Origin of the sequence: Chitiniphilus shinanonensis DSM 23277 (assembly GCF_000374805.1) — a bacterium.
In the GTDB taxonomy this organism is placed as follows: Bacteria; Pseudomonadota; Gammaproteobacteria; order Burkholderiales; family Chitinibacteraceae; genus Chitiniphilus; species Chitiniphilus shinanonensis.
In genome coordinates this window covers 1-17,995 of record NZ_KB895345.1, presented here as the reverse complement: position 1 = coordinate 17,995, position 17,995 = coordinate 1, and the positions used below count along the sequence as shown (strand labels likewise).

At 63.9% G+C, this 17,995-nt stretch carries 12 protein-coding genes and 1 tRNA gene; 7 read left to right on the top strand and 6 right to left on the bottom strand.

The window, feature by feature from the left end:
- Positions 1-46 precede the first annotated feature (46 nt).
- From C556_RS0111920 to lplT, 5 genes are all read right to left on the bottom strand, one after another.
- Complete coding sequence (locus C556_RS0111920) at positions 47-940, bottom strand: helix-turn-helix domain-containing protein (RefSeq protein ID WP_083930568.1); 894 nt, start codon at positions 938-940, stop codon at positions 47-49.
- Between the two features lie 304 nt (positions 941-1,244).
- Positions 1,245-2,339 (bottom strand): porin, encoded by a 1,095-nt coding sequence (locus C556_RS0111915; protein ID WP_018748485.1) that lies wholly within the window; start codon positions 2,337-2,339, stop codon positions 1,245-1,247.
- Positions 2,340-2,655: 316 nt separating this feature from the next.
- Positions 2,656-5,748 carry an efflux RND transporter permease subunit gene (locus C556_RS0111910; protein ID WP_018748484.1) on the bottom strand — a complete coding sequence of 1,031 codons (3,093 nt, stop codon included), beginning with the start codon at positions 5,746-5,748 and terminating at the stop codon, positions 2,656-2,658.
- Positions 5,745-6,866 carry an efflux RND transporter periplasmic adaptor subunit gene (locus C556_RS0111905; protein WP_026263036.1) on the bottom strand — a complete coding sequence of 374 codons (1,122 nt, stop codon included), beginning with the start codon at positions 6,864-6,866 and terminating at the stop codon, positions 5,745-5,747. The genes C556_RS0111910 and C556_RS0111905 overlap by 4 nt, the downstream gene beginning before the upstream one ends.
- Positions 6,859-8,163 (bottom strand): lysophospholipid transporter LplT, encoded by a 1,305-nt coding sequence (gene lplT, locus C556_RS0111900; protein WP_018748482.1) that lies wholly within the window; start codon positions 8,161-8,163, stop codon positions 6,859-6,861. The genes C556_RS0111905 and lplT overlap by 8 nt, the downstream gene beginning before the upstream one ends.
- A gap of 348 nt (positions 8,164-8,511) precedes the next feature.
- Here lplT and C556_RS0111890 point away from each other — a divergent pair, with 348 nt between their 5' ends.
- The 6 genes from C556_RS0111890 (at position 8,512) to C556_RS0111865 (ending at position 13,433) form a co-directional block, all read left to right on the top strand.
- Complete coding sequence (locus tag C556_RS0111890; protein ID WP_018748480.1) at positions 8,512-9,138, top strand: DedA family protein; 627 nt, start codon at positions 8,512-8,514, stop codon at positions 9,136-9,138.
- Positions 9,135-10,205, top strand: coding sequence for an alanine racemase (alr, locus tag C556_RS0111885; protein WP_018748479.1), 1,071 nt, complete (start codon positions 9,135-9,137; stop codon positions 10,203-10,205). The genes C556_RS0111890 and alr overlap by 4 nt, the downstream gene beginning before the upstream one ends.
- A gap of 106 nt (positions 10,206-10,311) precedes the next feature.
- A complete protein-coding gene (locus C556_RS0111880) occupies positions 10,312-11,535 on the top strand; it encodes an aspartate kinase (RefSeq protein WP_018748478.1) in 1,224 nt (407 codons plus the stop codon).
- Between the two features lie 124 nt (positions 11,536-11,659).
- Positions 11,660-11,753: transfer RNA gene (locus tag C556_RS0111875), tRNA-Ser, on the top strand.
- Between the two features lie 254 nt (positions 11,754-12,007).
- Positions 12,008-12,682, top strand: coding sequence for a glutathione S-transferase family protein (locus C556_RS0111870; RefSeq protein ID WP_040431131.1), 675 nt, complete (start codon positions 12,008-12,010; stop codon positions 12,680-12,682).
- Between the two features lie 169 nt (positions 12,683-12,851).
- A complete protein-coding gene (locus tag C556_RS0111865) occupies positions 12,852-13,433 on the top strand; it encodes an LbetaH domain-containing protein (RefSeq protein ID WP_018748476.1) in 582 nt (193 codons plus the stop codon).
- Between the two features lie 12 nt (positions 13,434-13,445).
- Here the strand turns inward: C556_RS0111865 and C556_RS0111860 are convergent, their stop codons facing one another.
- On the bottom strand, positions 13,446-14,702 hold the full coding sequence (locus tag C556_RS0111860; RefSeq protein ID WP_026263035.1) for an ion channel protein: 1,257 nt from the start codon (positions 14,700-14,702) through the stop codon (positions 13,446-13,448).
- A 923-nt stretch (positions 14,703-15,625) separates the two neighbouring features.
- On the opposite strand from C556_RS0111860, the gene C556_RS0111855 reads away from it, so the two are divergent.
- A partial coding sequence (locus C556_RS0111855; RefSeq protein ID WP_211214720.1) for an ESPR domain-containing protein occupies positions 15,626-17,995 on the top strand: 2,370 nt, incomplete at its 3' end.

Below are 17,995 nucleotides of genomic sequence, written 5' to 3'. Positions count from 1 at the left end.
CGGAAACCCGGTTCGCCCAGCGTTCGGAAAGCGCTCCCAGCCGCGCTCAGGTTGGCCTCAACATGATGGGTAGATACTGGGCATCGCAGTGCAGAATGTCCCCATGCTGGGTATAGCGGTCCACCATCGACCTGCGGGGATCGAAAACGAAGCGTCCCTGGCTGGGCCAACTATGCAGCAGGCTGCGCCAACTCAAGGCGGATTCGCCGAGCTGTGGCCGGAATACCGCGTACAGGCCACCGAGCACCCGGCCGAGACTGACAATGCCAGGAGGCTGGGTACCGGGTCTGATCGGTACGCATACGTCGTAACAGGATTCAGCCGGGCCGCGCAGGTGCAATAGATCGGGACGGACGCCAAAAAAGCAGGGGTGTGGCAAAGGGGCAATACGCAAAGCGTTCTGGATGGTGTTGCGCAATGCTTCGCCCCAGACTCCACGATATCGCTTATAGGCCACCGGCTGCTCCGGGACGATTTCGATTTGCAGATAACGCGGGTCGATCTGATAAACGCGATCGGCGTCGTACTCTTGCTGAGTATTTGGGGGCGTGTCATGGCAGGTATATTGTTGCGCCTGCAACGGCTGTTGTGCAGCCCAATCACGCCAGCCTTCCGCACGCCATTCGCTCGGCGTCATACCAAACTGGCGACGAAATCCTTTGGAAAACGAACTGGCGCATTGGAAACCGGTCTGGCTGGACAGGTCGGCCATCGAAAGAAGCGTATCCGACAGCAGGCGATAGCTGGCAGCATAAAGGCGTCTTTTACGCAGAAAATCAAACGGTGTTTCGTGGGTTTCTTCTTCGAAGGCGCGAAGAAAATGCCATCTCGAATAGCAGGCACGTAAAGCCAGCTCTTCCAAAGTGAGATCTTCGCAATAGCGTTGGTTGATGATATCAACCGTGCTTTCAATGCGTACTGCGCGATGTGAGTTGAACATGATCCGTCTTGGACGGTGCGTGGAACCTGCCCGCAAATCATGCGTGCCGGTTTGGCTTTGAAACCAAAGGCGAATACCGATTTATCCCCCCGGATATAAATCGCGTACCCTTCCGTTTCCCCTTGGCTGTGCACGAAGAATCGCCAGCTACACATCACGAACCTTTTTTGTTGCGGCTCGTATATTTTTGTTTCGCGGTTCAGATCAGGCCCGCGCTGCCTTTTTTTGCTTTTCAATGGATTGAAAGGGGCGGCGAATACTGCCGCCCCTTTTCAGGCATTGCTACTAACTATTGCTTGACTGCTTAGAAGCCAGTCCAGGTGCCGATCAGGATACGGGTGCTGTTGTCTTCAACGAAGTTGCCGCTATCGCCGGCAACGGTGGACAGGCCGTCCAGGTTGTACCAGAACGGACCTGCGTTCGGGTTGTTCACAGCCTTGTCGCCGTCCAGCATGTTGTGGCGGATTTGCAGGAAGGCGCCGGTGTTCTTGGACAGCGCGTAATCCCATTGGAATGCGATTTGCTGCACGCCATTGTCGATATCGCCACCGCTGGTATCGGCATCGGCAATCATCTGATAACCGAGAGCCAAGCCATGCTTGCCGAAGTTGTAGGCGCCGCGAATCAGGTACGTGTCCTGGTCATAGGAGGTCCAACCGCCAGCTGCCGTTGCTTCGCTACGGTCAGCGAATTGACGCTTGAAGGCGCCCGTTACGTTGAAGCCGTTGTCGAAGGTGTAGCGTGCGCCGACCATCCAGTGACCGATATCCGTTCCATCTTGATACGCGAGGCTATAGCCGTGGTTGCCGCCGGCACCGCCGGACGTTGCATCGATGGTGGACACGTAGCCGGCATCAATCGCCAGGCCGCCATTGGCGTAGTGACCAGCCACTTCAAAAGCTGCGCCATCGATACCACCGGCACCCAGGTCATAGCCCAGGTTGAAGCTGAAGCCGCTGAAGTTCGGCGAAGCGTAGGTGATGCCGCTGGCAAAACCTTGCACCGGCGGCTCGGCAAACAGGCCGCCCTGGCCCTTCCAGCCATACGGCCAGTCTTCGGTCAGGTACACATTGGAGAATTGGTTACCGAAGCGCAGTTCACCCCAGTCGCCTGCGTAGCCGATCCAGGCTTCGCGGGCGCCCCAGGAGTCGAAACGCCAATCGGTAGCGACCTTTTGCGCCAGGCGCCACTTCAGGGTATTGCCCGAATCCAGCTTGTCCGAACCGTCGATGTTCACAGTGATGGCGATTTCTTCCAGGAATTTGCCGTCGCCATCAGCGGTGTTGTTGGTACGGTAGAACAAGTCCATTTCGGCGGAGCCGCCGATCGATACTTCGGCGAAGGCCGGGGCGGCGAAGCAGGCGGATACCGCTGCGGCCAGAACGATGCGTTTGATCATTGGTGTTGTCCCTTGATGAGGTAGGCGGGCCCGAATCGTCGGGCTGCGGCAGCAAGGTAACGCTACGCTCTGCGTTGTTTTCACCTGCGGCCGAGGCCTCCGCAATCACGAACAAAATAGTGCATGCTTACGCAACCGTGGACTAACTCTCGATGGATGGGGTGCCGGATAAGCAACTTTTTTACAACGGTTGGCGGGAGGAGCCCGCGCGGCGGCGCAGTCTGGAAGGAGAGAGGGAAGAAGCGTGAAGTCAGGCGCAGCGCGCCCCGCGAGGCGGGGCGCCGAGAAATTTCTGGTGGTAAACGGTAAAAAATAGTCAGCGCGGCAGTTCGTCGTGCAGTGCCAGCGGACGCTCGCGTTGCCATCTGCGAGTCAGATTATCGAAAGTTACATACAGCGCCGGGGTGATGTAAAGCGTGATCAGCTGCGAGAAGATCAGCCCGCCCACCACCGCCACACCCAACGGTTGGCGCAGCTCGGCGCCGGCGCCGATGCCCAGCGCGATCGGTAGCGCGCCGGTGGCCGCGGCGAAGGTGGTCATCATGATCGGGCGGAAGCGCAGGTGACAGGCCTGGCGGATCGCCTCGCGCGGTGGCAGGTGTTGGGTGCGCTGCGCCTCCAGTGCGAAGTCGATCATCATGATGGCGTTCTTCTTGACGATGCCCACCAGCAGCAGAATGCCCACCATGGCGATGAAGCTGAGTTCCAGGTTCACCAGCCGCAGCGACAGCAACGCGCCGACGGCGGCCGACGGGATGCCGGCCAGGATGGTCACCGGGTGGATCCAGCTTTCGTACAGCATGCCCAGGATCAGGTAAATCACCGCTACCGCGATCAGGATCAGCCATAGCTGCGTGCTCTGGGTGTTCTGGAATACTGCCGCCTCACCGGCGAAGCCGCCGAAGATCGACACCGGCATGGCGATGCGCGTCTTGGCGTCGTCCAGCGCCCGCGCGGCGTCCGACAGCGAATGGCCCGGTGCCAGGTTGAACGAGATGGTCACCGCCGGCAGTTGGGCCTGATGGTTGACGGTGGTGTTCACCGGCTCGCGGGTGATGCGCACCATCGACGACAACGGCACCAGCGCGCCGTCGCGGCTGCGCACGTAGACGCGGTCGATGTCCGACTCGTCGCGCCGGTGATCCTCGGACAGCTCCATGATCACCGGGTAGCTATCCTGCGGCAGATAGAGCGTCGACACTTCACGGCTGCCGAAGGCGGCGTAGAGCGTGTCGCGGATGGTCTGCATGTCCACCCCCAGCAGTTGCGCGCGGTCGGTGTCGATCGCCATGCGCGCCTGAAGGCCGTTCTTCTTCACGTCCGAGGTCACGTCGACCACCACGCTGGATTTGCGCAGCTCGGCCAGCAGCTTGTCGGCCCAGTCATACAAGCCTTCGGCGCGGACCGCCTGCAAGGTGTACTGGTAGCTGGACGACGACTGGCGGCCGCCGACGCTGAGGTTCTGCGTCGGCCGGAAGTACACCTGTACCCCCGGCACGCTGGCGGTGGCTTTGCGCAGGCCGGCGAGGGTGGCCTGCATCGGTGCGCGCTGGCCGCGCGGCTTCAGGCTGATGAACATGCGGCCAGTGTTGCCCGAGTTGCCGACGTTGGACACCACGTAGTCGACATTGGGGTCGGCCTTGACCCGGCGTGCGATGTCCTGCTGCGCCGCCAGCAGTGTGGCGTAGGCGACGTCCTGCGGGCCTTCGACGGTGGCCTGGATCTGGCCGATGTCCTCCTGCGGGAAAAAGCCCTTGGGCGAAATCACGTAGAGCAGGGCGGTGAAGCCGAAGGTGGCCAGGGCCACCAGCAGCACCAGCGCACGGTGGTTCAGGCTCCAGTCCAGGCTGCGGCGATAGCCGGACAGCGTGCGTGCGAACAGCGCCTCGAAGAAGCGGCTCCACGCCGGCGGGCGCTTGTGATCGTCGGCGGGATCATGACGGATGAAGCGCGACGCCAGCAGCGGCACCAGCGTCAGCGACACGCCGGCCGACACCAGGATCGCCAGCGACACCACCGCGGCGAATTCGTGGAACAGGCCGCCGATCACGCCGGGCATGAAGAAGATGGGAATGAACACCGCCACCAGCGAGATCGAGATCGACACCACGGTGAAGCCGACCTCGCGCGCGCCGCGGATCGCCGCCTCGAACGGCTTCATGCCCTCTTCGATATGGCGCACGATGTTTTCCAGCACCACGATGGCGTCGTCCACCACCAGGCCCACCGCCACGGTCAGCGCCATCAGCGAGATGTTGTCCAGGCTGTAGCCCAACCACAGCATCAGCGCGAAGGTGGCGAGGATGGACAGCGGCACCGATACCGAAGGAATCAGCGTGGCGGACAGCCGGCGCAGGAACAACAGGATCACCAGCACCACCAGGGCGATGGTCAGCAGCAGCGTGAGGTTGACGTCGTGGATCGCCTCGCGCACCGACGCGGAACGATCGTTGAGTTCGCGGATCTGGATCGACCCCGGCAATTGCGCCTTCAGGCGCGGCATCATGGCGCGGATCGCGTCCACCACCGCAACGGTATTGGCGCCCGGCTGGCGCTGGACCGCCAGCACGATGGAGCGCTCGCCATCCACCCAACTGCCGCTCTTGATGTTCTCCACGCTGTCGTACACCTTGGCCACGTCGGTCAGGCGTACCGGCTGGTCGTTCTTTACCGCGACGATCAGCGGAGCGAAGTCGGCGGCCTTCGTGAGCTGGTCGGTTTGCAGGATCAGCACCTGGCGCTTGCCTTCGAGCTGCCCCACCGGCGAATTGGAGTTGGCCGACTTCAGCGCGTTGGACAGCTCGGGCAGGGTCAGGTCACGCGCAGCCAGCCGGTCGGGATCGACCTCGATGCGCACCGCGTACTTCTTCTGACCGAACACGTTCACCTGCGCCACCCCGGTGATGGTCGACAGCGCGGGCGCCACCAGGTTGTCGGAGTAATCGTTCAGCTCGGCCAGCGACAGCGATGGCGACGCCAGCGAGATCAGCAGGATCGGCGCGTCGGCGGGGTTCACCTTGCGGTAGGACGGCGGGCTGGTCATGTCGTCGGGCAGTGCGCGATTGGCGCGGTACAGCGCTGCCTGCACGTCGACCGCCGCCGCGTCGATATCGCGGCTGGCGTCGAATTCCAGCGTGATCGAGGTGCTGCCCAGCGAGCTGGACGACGTGATCACATTCAGGCCGGGAATGGTGGAGAACTGCTTTTCCAGCGGCGTGGCCACCGAGGTGGCCATGGTCTCGGGGCTGGCGCCCGGCAGGTTGGCCGAAACGTTGATGGTGGGCGTGTCGTAGTTGGGCAGCGCCGAGATCGGCAGTTGGAACCACGCGGCGACGCCCGCCACCACCACCGCCAGCCACACCAGGTAGGTGGCGACCGGGCGCCGGATGCAGACTTCGGAGATATTCATGCGCCGGCCTCGCTGGCGGCGCGGTTGCGCGGCGCGTTGCCGGTCACGGTGACCTTGGCGCCGGGGCGCAGGTTCTGCCCGCCTTCGCGCACCACGCGGGTGCCGGCGGGCAGGCCATCGACCACGGCCTGTTCGCTGACGATGCGCGCGATGGTCACGGTCTGATCCTTCACCGTGCCGTCCGGCTGCAATACATAGACGAAGCGGCGATCCGGCCCGTTGAGCACCGCCTCGGCCGGGATCAGCACCGCGTCGCGCTGCACGCCGGCATCCACTTCCACCCGCGCGAACAGGCCCGGCCACAACTGGTGATCTGCGTTGGCGAACTCGGCCTTCAGCTTGATGGTGCCGGCACTGCGATCGACCGTGTTGTCGATGAAGACCACGCGACCGGCCCGTTCGCCGCCGTCGGCCAGGCGGGCGCGCGCCACCAGCTCGCCCTTGGCCTGGGTGGCCAGCAGCTGTGGCAGGTCGCGCTCGGGAGCGGTGAACTCGATTTGGATCGGGTCGAGCTGCACCAGCGTCAGCATCGGCGCGGTGCTGCCCGGCTGCACCAGACTGCCCGGATGGACCGAGATCGCGCCGGCGCGCCCGGCGAACGGTGCGGCGATGCGGTAGTACGACACCTTGACGGTATTGGTCTTGAAATCGAGCCGCGCGGCGGCCAGCTCGGCGCGCAACGAATCCACCTGGCTTTGCGAGGTATCGACCGCGCTGGGCGAAATGAAGCCGGACTTGGCCAGCTCCTGGTTGCGGCGCAGCGTCTGCTCGGCCAGCAGCAGGTCGGCCTCGGTCTTGCGGATCATCGCCGCACTGCGATCCAGCGCGCTCTGGTCCTCGCGCGCATCCAGGGTGAACAGCAGTTGTCCGGCCTTGACGTTCTGGCCTTCGCTGATCTCCACGGTGCGCACGGTACTGGAGACCTGCGGCCGGATGTCCACCTGGTTGATCGGCACCACGTTGCCTTGCGCGACGAGTACCACCGGCACGTCGCGGCGTTCCGCCACGGCTGCGGCCACCTTGGCGGGGCCGGATTGCGGTGCGGCATCCTTGGGTTTGGAGCAAGCGGATAGGGTGGCGACCAGAAGCGTCGCCAGAATCATTTTCTTGTTAGTCATGCATGATGCCCGCGCGTATGCCGCGACGATGGCGGCGAATGATCCAGACCATGGTGACGGCCACGAACAGCCCGAATCCGGCGATCAGCAATGTCATCGGCGGCAGGCCGCTGGCCTGGAACTGCCGCACCACCGCTGCCGGCGCATCGGTGGGAACCGGGCTGCTGAGGAAGCGCACCAACAGCGCATGCACCCCCACCATCACCAATATCCCCAGGTTTTCGTTGAAGTTCTGGACCGCGATCGAGTGTCCGGCACCCATCAGCAGATGGCCCCGGTGTTGCAACATGGCGTTGAGCGGCACGACGAAGAAACCGGCCAGCCCCCCGACCAGGAACATCAGTAACGCCGCCAGCGGCGTCTGGTTGACAAACAACATGCAGCAGACGAGCACGCCCATCGCCACCCCTGCCGGCAACACCGCGAACGCGCGCTTGAGCGGAATCCAGCGGCCGGCGATCAGTGCGCCGAAGGCCGTGCCGAACGCCACCACCGCCACCAGCCGTGTGGCCTGCTCCATGCTGAAGTGCAGCCAGATCACCGCCCAGTTCAGCACCACCAACCGCATGGTCGCCCCGGCGCCCCAGAACAACGTGGTCACCGCCAGCGACAATTGGCCCTGCGGATCGCGCCACAGCCGCGCCACGCAATGGCCGAACTCGCGCATCAGCGCCACCGGCTTCATGCGCAGCGGCTTGAGCCGCACGTGCAGCTTGGGGATGTAGAGATTCATCCAGGCGGCGGCCAGATAGACCACCAGGATCACCAGGATGGCGAACTGGGCCGGCGACAGCCATTCGGAACGCCCCAGCAGGTCGCCCCAGCCGAGCAGCATCGCGGTGACGCGGTCACCCACCAGCACGCCCCCCAGCACGGTGCCGAAGATGATGGCGGCGACGGTGGCGCCTTCCAGCCAGCCGTTGGCGGCGACCAGCTTTTCGTGGGGCAGGTATTCGGTGATCAGGCCGTACTTGGCCGGGGAGTATGCGGCGGCGCCGAAGCCCACCAGCGCGTAGGCGAAGATCGGCGGCAGGCCCACCAGCATCGCCAGGCAGCCGGCGATCTTGATGCCGTTGCAGATCATCATCGCCTGGCCCTTGTGCAGGGCGTCGGCGAAGGCACCGGCGAACGGGGCCAGCACCACGTAGGAGACGGTGAAGCTCCACAGCAGCATCGACAGATGCCACTCGGGCGCGTGCAGTTCCTTGAGCAGCGCCAGGGCGGCGATGAACAGGGCGTTGTCGGCGAGCGCGGACAGGAATTGCGCACCGAGAATCAGGAAAAAACCGCGATCCATGCTCGCCTGTCGTGAGTTTTAGTCCGCTGGGTTATAACACGAATCCATCACCGTTTTTGGGTGCATCAGGGCCGGCCCCTCAAGGTGGCCGGGGCTGCACCGATGCGGTGCGGTGGGCGGTGCGGATTTTTCCTCTATCAAGCGGCATGTATGCCCCGGAAATAATCCACCTCGGCGCGGCGCGCCAGCCGCGATGGTGGCGTCCGGTCGCCGGCCAGGCTGAACTTTTGCCCGGCCGCGACAGTCGTCCCAAGGCCCTGCATGGCCCCCAAGTTCCAGCCGCCGGCCGGATGGCCCATGCTATGATCCCGCATCGCGCAGCCACATCCGCGCCAGGCGTTGTTCCTGATGGATATCCTGCAATACCTCGTCACCTTTTTCACCGACTACGGTTACGTTGCGGTCTTCACCGTTCTGTTGATCTGTGGTTTCGGCGTGCCCATTCCCGAAGACGTCACCCTGGTGGCCGGCGGCATCATTTCCGGGTTGGGCTACGCCAATGTGCACACCATGTTCGCCGTGGGCATGGCCGGGGTGCTGATCGGCGACTCGACCATGTTCTGGCTGGGCCGCCATTACGGCACCCGCGCACTGAAATGGCGCTGGGTCGCCCATGTGCTGACCCCTGAGCGTTACGAAGCGGTGCAGGACAAATTCGCCCGCTACGGCAACCGCGTTCTCTTCATCGCCCGTTTTCTGCCGGGCCTGCGTTCCCCCATCTTCCTCACCGCCGGCATGAGCCAGTGCGTCCCGTACTGGCGCTTCCTGCTGCTCGACGGCCTGGCCGCCCTGGTCAGCGTGCCGGTGTGGGTCTACCTCGGTCATTTCGGCGCCGACAACCATGCCTGGCTGCTGATGTGGCTCAAGCGCGGTCAGACCGGCATTCTGGTGTTCTCGGTGCTGGTGGCCGCGGTGGTCGTGGTCTGGTACTGGCGCCGTCGTCGCGAACGCCGCCAACACGAGGCCCTGCTGTGACCCGCCCGATCGAGGCCCTGATTCATCCCCACGCCATCCGGCACAACTATCTGAACATCAAGGCGCTTGCGCCGGACAGCCGCGCCTTTGCGGTGGTCAAGGCCAACGCCTACGGCCATGGCCTGCTGCGGACCGCGCAGGCGCTGCACGACGCCGACGGCTTCGCCATCCTGGAGATGGCCGGCGCGATCGCCTTGCGCGAAGCCGGCTTCACCCAGCCGATCCTGCTGCTGGAAGGCGTGTTCTCGCCCGAAGAGTTGCAACTGGCCGCCCGCCATGACCTCTGGCTGGCGGTGCACGAGCCGCGCACCCTCGAATGGCTGGAGAACTGCGCGCTGGCGCGGCCGGTGACGGTATTCCTCAAGCTGAACACCGGCATGAACCGCCTGGGCTTTCCCGCGGCGCAGGCGGCGGCGATCGCGGCGCGGTTGCAGGCCTGCGCCAATGTCGCGGGCGTGACGCTGATGACCCACTTCGCCACCGCCGACGATCCGGCGCGAGGCATCGCTGCGCAATTGGCGTGTTTCGACACCGCCGTGGCCGGGTTGGCGCTGCCGCATTCGGTGGCCAACTCGGCGGCGACCGTCGCTTACCCCGAAACGCGGCGCGACTGGCTGCGACCGGGCATCGTGCTCTACGGCTCGTCGCCGTTCGAGACACGCAGCGCGACGCAACTGGGCCTGCAAGCCGCGATGACGCTGCGCTCGCGCGTGATCGGCACCCAGCAACTGCGCACCGGCGACACCGTGGGATACGGTGCCACCTTCGCCGCCGAACAGGCGATGACCATCGGCATCGTCGCCTGCGGCTATGCCGACGGTTATCCGCGGCACGCCCCTACCGGCACGCCGATCCTGGTCGACGGCGTGCGCACCCGGCTGCTGGGCCGGGTTTCGATGGACATGCTGGCGGTCGATCTCACCGCATTGCCGCAGTCCGGCATCGGCAGCGAGGTTGAACTCTGGGGGGCGAATCTGTCCATCGACGAGGTTGCGGCGGCGGCCGGTACGATCGGTTACGAATTAATGTGCGCAATCGCCCCTCGAGTGCCGGTCATCACGGTCTAACCGCTCGAAAACCCCTCCTGCTTTCTTTACAATGCCCGTTTTCGCCGCATGCGCGGTCAGCGGGCGGCGTATTCAGCATTCGCACTCTCAACCCACAGGTTGCAACATGGCATTGATTGTCCAGAAATACGGCGGCACCTCGGTCGGTTCGCCGGAGCGCATCAAGAACGTGGCCCGTCGCGTGGCCAAGTTCAAGGCGCAAGGGCACGATCTGGTCGTGGTGGTCTCCGCCATGAGCGGCGAGACCAACCGTTTGATCGCCCTCGCCAAGGAAATCCAGGCTAACCCCGACCCGCGCGAGCTGGACGTGGTGGTCTCCACCGGCGAACAGGTCACCATCGGCCTGCTGGCCATGGCGCTGAAGGAACTGGGCCTCGACGCCCGCTCCTACACCGGCGCCCAGGTCAAGGTGCTGACCGATTCCACTTTCACCAAGGCCCGCATCCAGTCGATCGACGACGCCAACATGCGCGCCGACCTGGCCGCCGGCCGGGTCGTGATCGTCGCCGGTTTCCAGGGCGTGGACGCCGAAGGCAACATCACCACCCTGGGTCGCGGCGGCTCGGATACCTCGGGCGTGGCGCTGGCCGCGGCGCTCAAGGCCGACGAATGCCAGATCTACACCGACGTCGATGGCGTCTACACCACCGATCCGCGCGTGGTGCCCGAGGCGCGCAAGCTCAAGACCATCACCTTCGAAGAAATGCTGGAAATGGCCAGCCTGGGTTCCAAGGTGCTGCAAATCCGCTCGGTGGAATTCGCCGGCAAGTACAACGTGAAATTGCGCGTGCTGTCGTCCTTCCAGGAAGAAGGCGAGGGCACGCTGATTACCTTCGAGGAAGATTCCAACATGGAAAAGCCCGTCGTTTCCGGCATCGCGTTCAACCGTGACGAAGCACGCGTCAATGTGAGCGGCGTGCCCGACAAGCCCGGCATCGCCTACCAGATACTGGGCCCGGTGGCCGACGCCAACATCGACGTGGACATGATCATCCAGAACGTCGGCCAGGACGGCACCACCGACTTCAGCTTCACCGTGCCCAAGAACGATCTGGCGCGGACCGTGAAGGTGCTCGAAGGCGTGCAGGCCCACGTCGGGGCCGCCAGCGTCTCCGGCGACGACAAGATCTGCAAGGTGTCCATCGTCGGCGTCGGCATGCGCAGCCATGTGGGCGTGGCCTCGACCATGTTCCGCACCCTGGCCGAGGAAGGCATCAACATCCAGATGATCTCCACCTCCGAAATCAAGATATCGGTGATCGTGGACGAGAAGTACCTGGAACTGGCCGTGCGCGTGCTGCACAAGGCGTTCGGCCTGGACCGCGAATAAGCCGTCCGAGCACCGGGTTTCCAGCCTGGACAACGCCCGCCTCCCCCTGGGACGCGGGCGTTTTGTTTGCCCGGCTTTTTCATTGACGCCCCCAGGTGCGCGGGGTAATATCCCGCTTCCTCGCGGAGACGTGGATGAGTGGCTGAAATCACCTCCCTGCTAAGGAGGCATACGGGCTTAAACCTGTATCGAGGGTTCGAATCCCTCCGTCTCCGCCAGGAACCAACAGCAAGGCCCTGAATTTTCAGGGCCTTTTTGTTTTTGGCCGGGCGAGACAGTCAAGCGAAGTCTTGCGACGCCAGCTTCAGGCTGGCGGTCCGGCTACGCTGTTGTGGCGGCTTTATCCCGAGTATTTGTGCCGCCGGCACTTGCCACCGGCGATCCGCCGTTCCCCACGAGCGGGCCATAGCAGATTGAGGATTCCCCGCGGATTGCCTAGGGTGAGCGCACCCCCGGCCGCTGGAGACCTGCGATGCTCGTCCTGCATTACCATCCCCTTTCGTCCTATTGCTGGAAAATGCTGATTGCGCTGTACGAGAAGGATCTGCCATTCGAGGCGCGACTGGTCAATCTGGGCGATCCGCAGGCCAAGGCGGATTTCCGGTGCTTGTGGCCGACGGCGAAGATTCCGCTGCTGCAAGACGGCGAGCGGCTGATCCCCGAGACCTCGATCCAGATCGAATACCTGGACCGGCACCAACCCGGCGCGGTACGACTGCTGCCGGCAGACCCGGATGCGCTCCTGGAGGTGCGGTTGTGGGATCGCTTGTTCGATCTGTACGTGATGAACCCGATGCAGCGCTTCGTCGCCCAGCGACTACGCCCGGAGGCGACTCGCGATCCATTGGCCAGCGATGCCGTGCTGGATGAGCTGCTGATGGCTTATCGCCTGATCGAGTTGCGCCTGGGGACCGGCACCTGGGCTGTGGGCGAGACCTTCAGCCTGGCCGACTGTGCCGCCGCCCCGTCACTGTTCTACGCAGCCATCGTGCAGCCGTTCCCGGCTGCGCATCCGGTGTTGAGCGGCTATTTCGAACGCTTGATGGCGCGGCCTTCGGTGCGACGCGTGATTCGCGAGGCGCAACCGTGGTTCAAGTACTTCCCGCTGCGCGAGGCGATGCCGGAACGATTTCTCGGGGCGCTGTAGCCGTTGCGGCGGGTTGCCTGACGAGCAGCCTGTTTCATCAGGTCGAAGGGGCGCATTCATGGGGTGGAAACGGCTACCTTGTAGCCTCGACAATGATGATTTGACCATTTCATCCAGCTTGCGCAGCTGGATAGAATAGCCGCCCGCGTAACCGAGCACTGGAGACAGCATGAGCCCCTGGACTGCCCTGAAAGCCGACACCCATCGCCAATACGGGCGCTACAGCTTGAGTTGCCTGCTGAAAGGGGTGCTGACGCGGCGGAATTTCCGGGTGGTCTGCACCATGCGCCTGTGCCAGGGGGCGGCGGCCAGCAAGGGACCGCTGCGCTTTGCCTTGCCGGGCTTCAAGGTGTTGCACCGTCTGGCCGCGCATGGCGCGGCGATGGATTTCCCATGGCGCGCCGACATCGGCGGCGGCCTGGCATTGACCCATGGCTGGGGCCTGGTGATCAACCAGGGTGCCCGCATCGGCAACAACGTCACCTTGTTCCACGGTGTGACGCTGGGCCGGCGCGACCGCATCGCGCCCGACGGCGAACGGGTGACGGGCTTTCCCACGCTGGAAGACGAGGTCTGGGTCGGCCCCCACGCCATCATCGTCGGCGGTGTCACCATCGGCCGCGGCAGCCGGATCGGCGGCGGGGCCTTCGTGACCGAGGACGTGCCGCCTTATTCGGTGGTCTCGGGCAATCCCGCCACAGTAGTGCGCAGCGCCTGCACGCCCGATGTGATGAATCCCGCACCGGTGTGATCCGTTGCCGCGTCAGCGCGCGGCGATGACCTGCATCTGCGGCTTGCCGGCCAGCAGCAGCCATGCCGGCAACACCACCAGGCACAGGATGGGCAGCAGGCGCAGATCAGGCACCACCGCCGCAGCCATGAACAGGCCGAGCCAACCATCGCGCGTCACCGCGAGCACCAACCCCAGCACGCCACAGGCCACGGTCAACGCCGCCGGGATGGCCGGTACTACGGCATGGGCGAACAACCCGAACGCGACCCCGACGAACACCGCGGGAAAGATGCGCCCGCCGCGAAATCCGCAGGCGGCCGCGACCAGCAGGGCGGCCAGCTTGACCAGGCCGATCAACGCCAGTTGCGCCGGGCCCAGCGCCGCGGCGCTGTGGCCGAGCGCCTGCATCTCGGTCAGCCCTTTGAACAGCGTGAGCGGCCCTCCCAATACACCCAGCAAGCCGAGTAACAGGCCGCCTCCGCCCAGCACCAGCAGCGGATGACCGATGCGCTGTCCCAGCCGGTAGAGCGGTGGCAACAGGTAGACCGCGAGCAGCCCCAGCGCGGCAGCCATCACCGCGATGGCCGAGCCCGCCACAAGGTCGAGCAGCACGCCGCCACCAGAGTAAGCCGGCACCTGCACAGCGAAGATGGGGTGGATGAACAGCGTCGTGGTGAGCGCCCCGGCGCCCGCAGCCACCAATGGCGCAAACAGCCGGTTCCACAGCGGTGACGTATCCTGGCCGCGCATCACCGGCTCGGTCAGGATCAACGCTGCGGCGACCGGCGTGCCGAACAACGCCCCGATGGTGCCGGACGCCGCCAGCATCACCCAGCCATCCAGTCGCGATTCGGGACGCACGGCGCGGCCGATGGCGACGGCCAGCGCGATATTGATGGTCATGATCGGATATTCCGGCCCCAGGCTGACGCCCCCGGCCAGCCCCAGCACCAGCGCGACCAGCAAGCCGGGCAGGACTGGCAACGGTTGCGGTGCGCCAATGAGCGAGGCGGTGGCGGGATGAGGGCCGGCGTGTCCGGGCATGTAGGCCACCACCAGACCGACCGCGATACCGGTCGCGGTCAGCATGCCGACGATCCAGCCCTTGCTGTGGGGGGCAACCCCCAGCCATTGCGGCAGCGTCTGCCATAACCATTGCTGGACCACCTCGGCGAAACCCATGACCGCCAGCAGGATCAGGCTGCACCCCACCCCGATCAGCAAGGCAGGCACGGCGGAGGCAAGTAGCGTTCGGGCGGGAGCGCTGGTTGGGGTGGAAGAAGGCATGGGCATATGGGGGATGGGCTTGAGATCAACCATAGCCGTTCCCATCGTCGCCTACCCAGCGGATCGCGATGGCCCGGTTGCGGGTATCCGGCGCGCTCATTGCAGTGCCCCCACCGCCGCCCTTCGCGCTGCACAGGTGCATTGCGGGGGGGGGGGGCAATGTGAACCTGGTGATGGTGCTGGCAGGCATGGCGTAGTCCAGCCGCACCGCGCAATACGATGCCCGGATCACTCAGGCGGAGGCACTGGCCAGGCAAGGCCGCAATGGCCTGTGGCAGGCCCCGGCCCCCACGCCGCCGTGGGAATGGCGCAATTGCCGCAAGCGTGGGCAATGCGGGCAGGCGCCGGATACGCCGACGACCCGGCTGGGCAGCCTGGCAAGTTGATGGACCACGGAGCGGCCGGGTTCAATTGGTTTTGCCGTCACAAAAATTGCAAATGTCATCGAGCGCCCGCGCCGGGCGCATCGCCGAATTGAAAGCGATCAACAACAGCCGATGCAGCGGTTCCATCAGGACCGCTGCGTTTTTTTTGGCTGTGCCCTGGCGCGAGGCCGCTCTACCAACAGGGCGCCAGCCTGGAATGCCGGTCACTGCTTTGGCCAGGATGAAGCGGAAGTGCCCTGTGGCTTTCGGGTTTTTTTCAAATTTGAATGGATTTGATTTTATTTGTCAGGCTGATGTCTGGATTTGAAGGTGTTCTTGTCCGTTTACGATTTTTGCCAACGATGGATAATCGCTTTTTGCATTTGATAAAGGTTTGCAATGTGACCTTTCTTTGAGAGTTATCCTAAGGACGGGCGATGGCTGTTCGTATAGCTTCGCTCGTAGAGACGCAATATATTTTTCGGGGCGCGAATCCGGGCTCGGCATGGGGTGATTCCGGGTTCTGAATTGGCGGCAGCCATCATTGGAAGCGGGAATATGAACCAAGTCTATCGAAACGTCTGGAATGCCACGCTCAATACCTGGGTCGCCGCATCGGAATTGGCCCGGGGGCATGGCCGCGCGCAAAGCGCGTTGCGCATTGCCCGGCGCGCGGTACTCACGACAGGCATGGTCATGGCCCCCCTCTTCACAGCTTGGGCCGATACCGATATCACCGTGCCCACCTCGTATACGCCGGCAAATTTCAAGGATTCCTCTGGCAATCCATTGGTCCTGTATCTGATCAACGACGGCGGCACGACCAATCTGAATGGCACGATCAAGTTCACGGGGTCGAGCTGGACCCAATTGATCTCCAGCACCCTGGCGGGGCTGTACAATCTGGGTTATGTGGTGCCCGGCGCAACGAGTCCCTGGCCGATTTCTTCCGCGAATACGCCCGTCGTCGCGTTGGGTACAAAAAATCAGGGGGTTGATGCGCTGGATGTCATTACCCAGGGCAAGACTGTCGTCAATACCTATAACAGCGCCAATTTCACCCAGGGCGTGGCGGGCCAGAGTTTATGGATTTCCGTCTATTCGCCCACCACCGGCACGAATGGCCCATTCGTGGCCGCCAACCTGGCCGAGGTGTCGAATAAGAGCACGCTCAATATCAATGCCAATGGCACCATCGGCGACGGTACCACGCGGCAGAGCACCTTTTTCAAGGTCACCGATGGCGAGATCAATTGGAATTCGACCAACAAGGTGGTCTTTGTCCAGGTAGGCCAAGTGGTAACGCCAGCGCAATTGGCCCCTCAGACCCAGACCGTTACCATCACCACTTATACAGGCAATTTCACCGTCACGGATATTTTCGGCAACGTATATCAGCAATCGGTCACCAATCTGGCGGAGCTGCAAGCCTACAACGATTGGTTGATCGATCAGCTCAAGGCCGGGAAACTGGGGTCGGGAAGTGCGGCGCCAACCAATTACGATAACGCATTGGCGCTCGCCTATTCCAATAAAAGCGTGACTTATACGATCAACAAGACCAATGGTTCCATCGCCGCGGACGATCCGATGTTCATCGATGGCGGCAACCAGATCGCCTTGCTGGCCGATGGCAAGAACGCCAAGGGGAACGTGAACGGCAAGATCGTCGCCGACTGGAGTTCGTCGACCGGGACCACCCTTCTGCGGGCGAAGAACGGCGCCACCATCACCATCGCCGATACCGGGGTGGTCAACAGCGTGCGCAATGTCATGGGCATGGGGGCCGATGGTGGCTCGCACCTGATCATCAACGGGGTGCGCAACGTCGGCGATGCCGGGGATGGCGTGGTCGGCGAAGTCAAGGCGGACTGGATCAGCACTGCCGGAACCACCTTGGTCAACAACGGCATCGTCAACGTCTACCTCTACAACTATGCCGCGAGTGGCAGCGGTGCCGGCACCAGCCTCTGGCTGGACATCTATTCGAATGCGGTCGCGACCAACAACGGCACGATCAATGTCGGCGTCAATGTGCCGCAAGCATCGCCGGTCGGCGTCGGCGTGCAGGTGCGGAGCGACGCCCAATTTACCAATACTTCCGGAGCGATGATCTATCTGGGCCGTGCCCCGTCGGAAGACGTCGCCCTGTTGCCCGAGGATCGCGGCGGCGCCGACGTGGCGCAGCCCAACGGCGACATCGGCATCAAGGTGCTGGCCGGCGGTAAGGCTGTCAACAACGGCACCATCGTCATCGGCGACAAGGTGCAGAAGGGCTGGGGGATCTGGGCGAGCGGCGCCAACAGCACCACCTCCGTCATCAACAACGGCACCATCGAGGTCAACGGCCACTACAACGACACCCCGCTGGCCAACGTCGGCCTGTACAGCACGGCGACGGCGGGCACCATCAACAACGCCGGCACCATCGATGTGTCGGGCGTCAATGCCATCGGTATCCAGGCCCTGAGCGGCGGCAAGGCGGCCTCCAGCGGCACCATCAATGTCGATGGCGCGGTGACGGCCAACGGCCTGCGCAGCTATGGCATCTGGGCGGAAGGCAGCGGTTCCGCCGTCGGCCTGTCCGAGGCGGTGAACCTGACTGGCGAGGGGGCCATCGGCGTGCACGCGCGCGATGGCGGCCAGGTGGCGGTGTCGGGCGCCGGGGTGGTCAACTTTTCGGCCGGCACCCACCAGATCGGCTACTACCTGTACGGCCCAGGGGCGACCATCACCACCAACGGCACGGCGTCGCAGGCGGTCACCACCGAGGATTCGACGCTGTTCCGTATCGGCGGCGGGGCCAGCTACGCCGGCGTGGCCGGTGCCGGTGGCGCGGTGACCGCATCCGGCCAGGGCAGCAAGGGCATCGTGGCCACCGGCACCTCGGGCGGCATCGTGTCGTCGTACAACTCGAACGGGATGACG

Bases quoted from the DNA above. Each gene is read 5' to 3' on its own strand.
- C556_RS0111905 (WP_026263036.1), bottom strand. From the start codon at position 6,866: ATGACTAACAAGAAAATGATTCTGGCGACGCTTCTGGTCGCCACCCTA.
- C556_RS0111910 (WP_018748484.1), bottom strand. From the start codon at position 5,748: ATGAATATCTCCGAAGTCTGCATCCGGCGCCCGGTCGCCACCTACCTG.
- C556_RS0111880 (WP_018748478.1), top strand. From the start codon at position 10,312: ATGGCATTGATTGTCCAGAAATACGGCGGCACCTCGGTCGGTTCGCCG.
- lplT (WP_018748482.1), bottom strand. From the start codon at position 8,163: ATGGATCGCGGTTTTTTCCTGATTCTCGGTGCGCAATTCCTGTCCGCG.
- C556_RS0111890 (WP_018748480.1), top strand. From the start codon at position 8,512: ATGGATATCCTGCAATACCTCGTCACCTTTTTCACCGACTACGGTTAC.
- C556_RS0111865 (WP_018748476.1), top strand. From the start codon at position 12,852: ATGAGCCCCTGGACTGCCCTGAAAGCCGACACCCATCGCCAATACGGG.
- C556_RS0111920 (WP_083930568.1), bottom strand. From the start codon at position 940: ATGTTCAACTCACATCGCGCAGTACGCATTGAAAGCACGGTTGATATC.
- C556_RS0111870 (WP_040431131.1), top strand. From the start codon at position 12,008: ATGCTCGTCCTGCATTACCATCCCCTTTCGTCCTATTGCTGGAAAATG.
- C556_RS0111915 (WP_018748485.1), bottom strand. From the start codon at position 2,339: ATGATCAAACGCATCGTTCTGGCCGCAGCGGTATCCGCCTGCTTCGCC.
- C556_RS0111860 (WP_026263035.1), bottom strand. From the start codon at position 14,702: ATGCCTTCTTCCACCCCAACCAGCGCTCCCGCCCGAACGCTACTTGCC.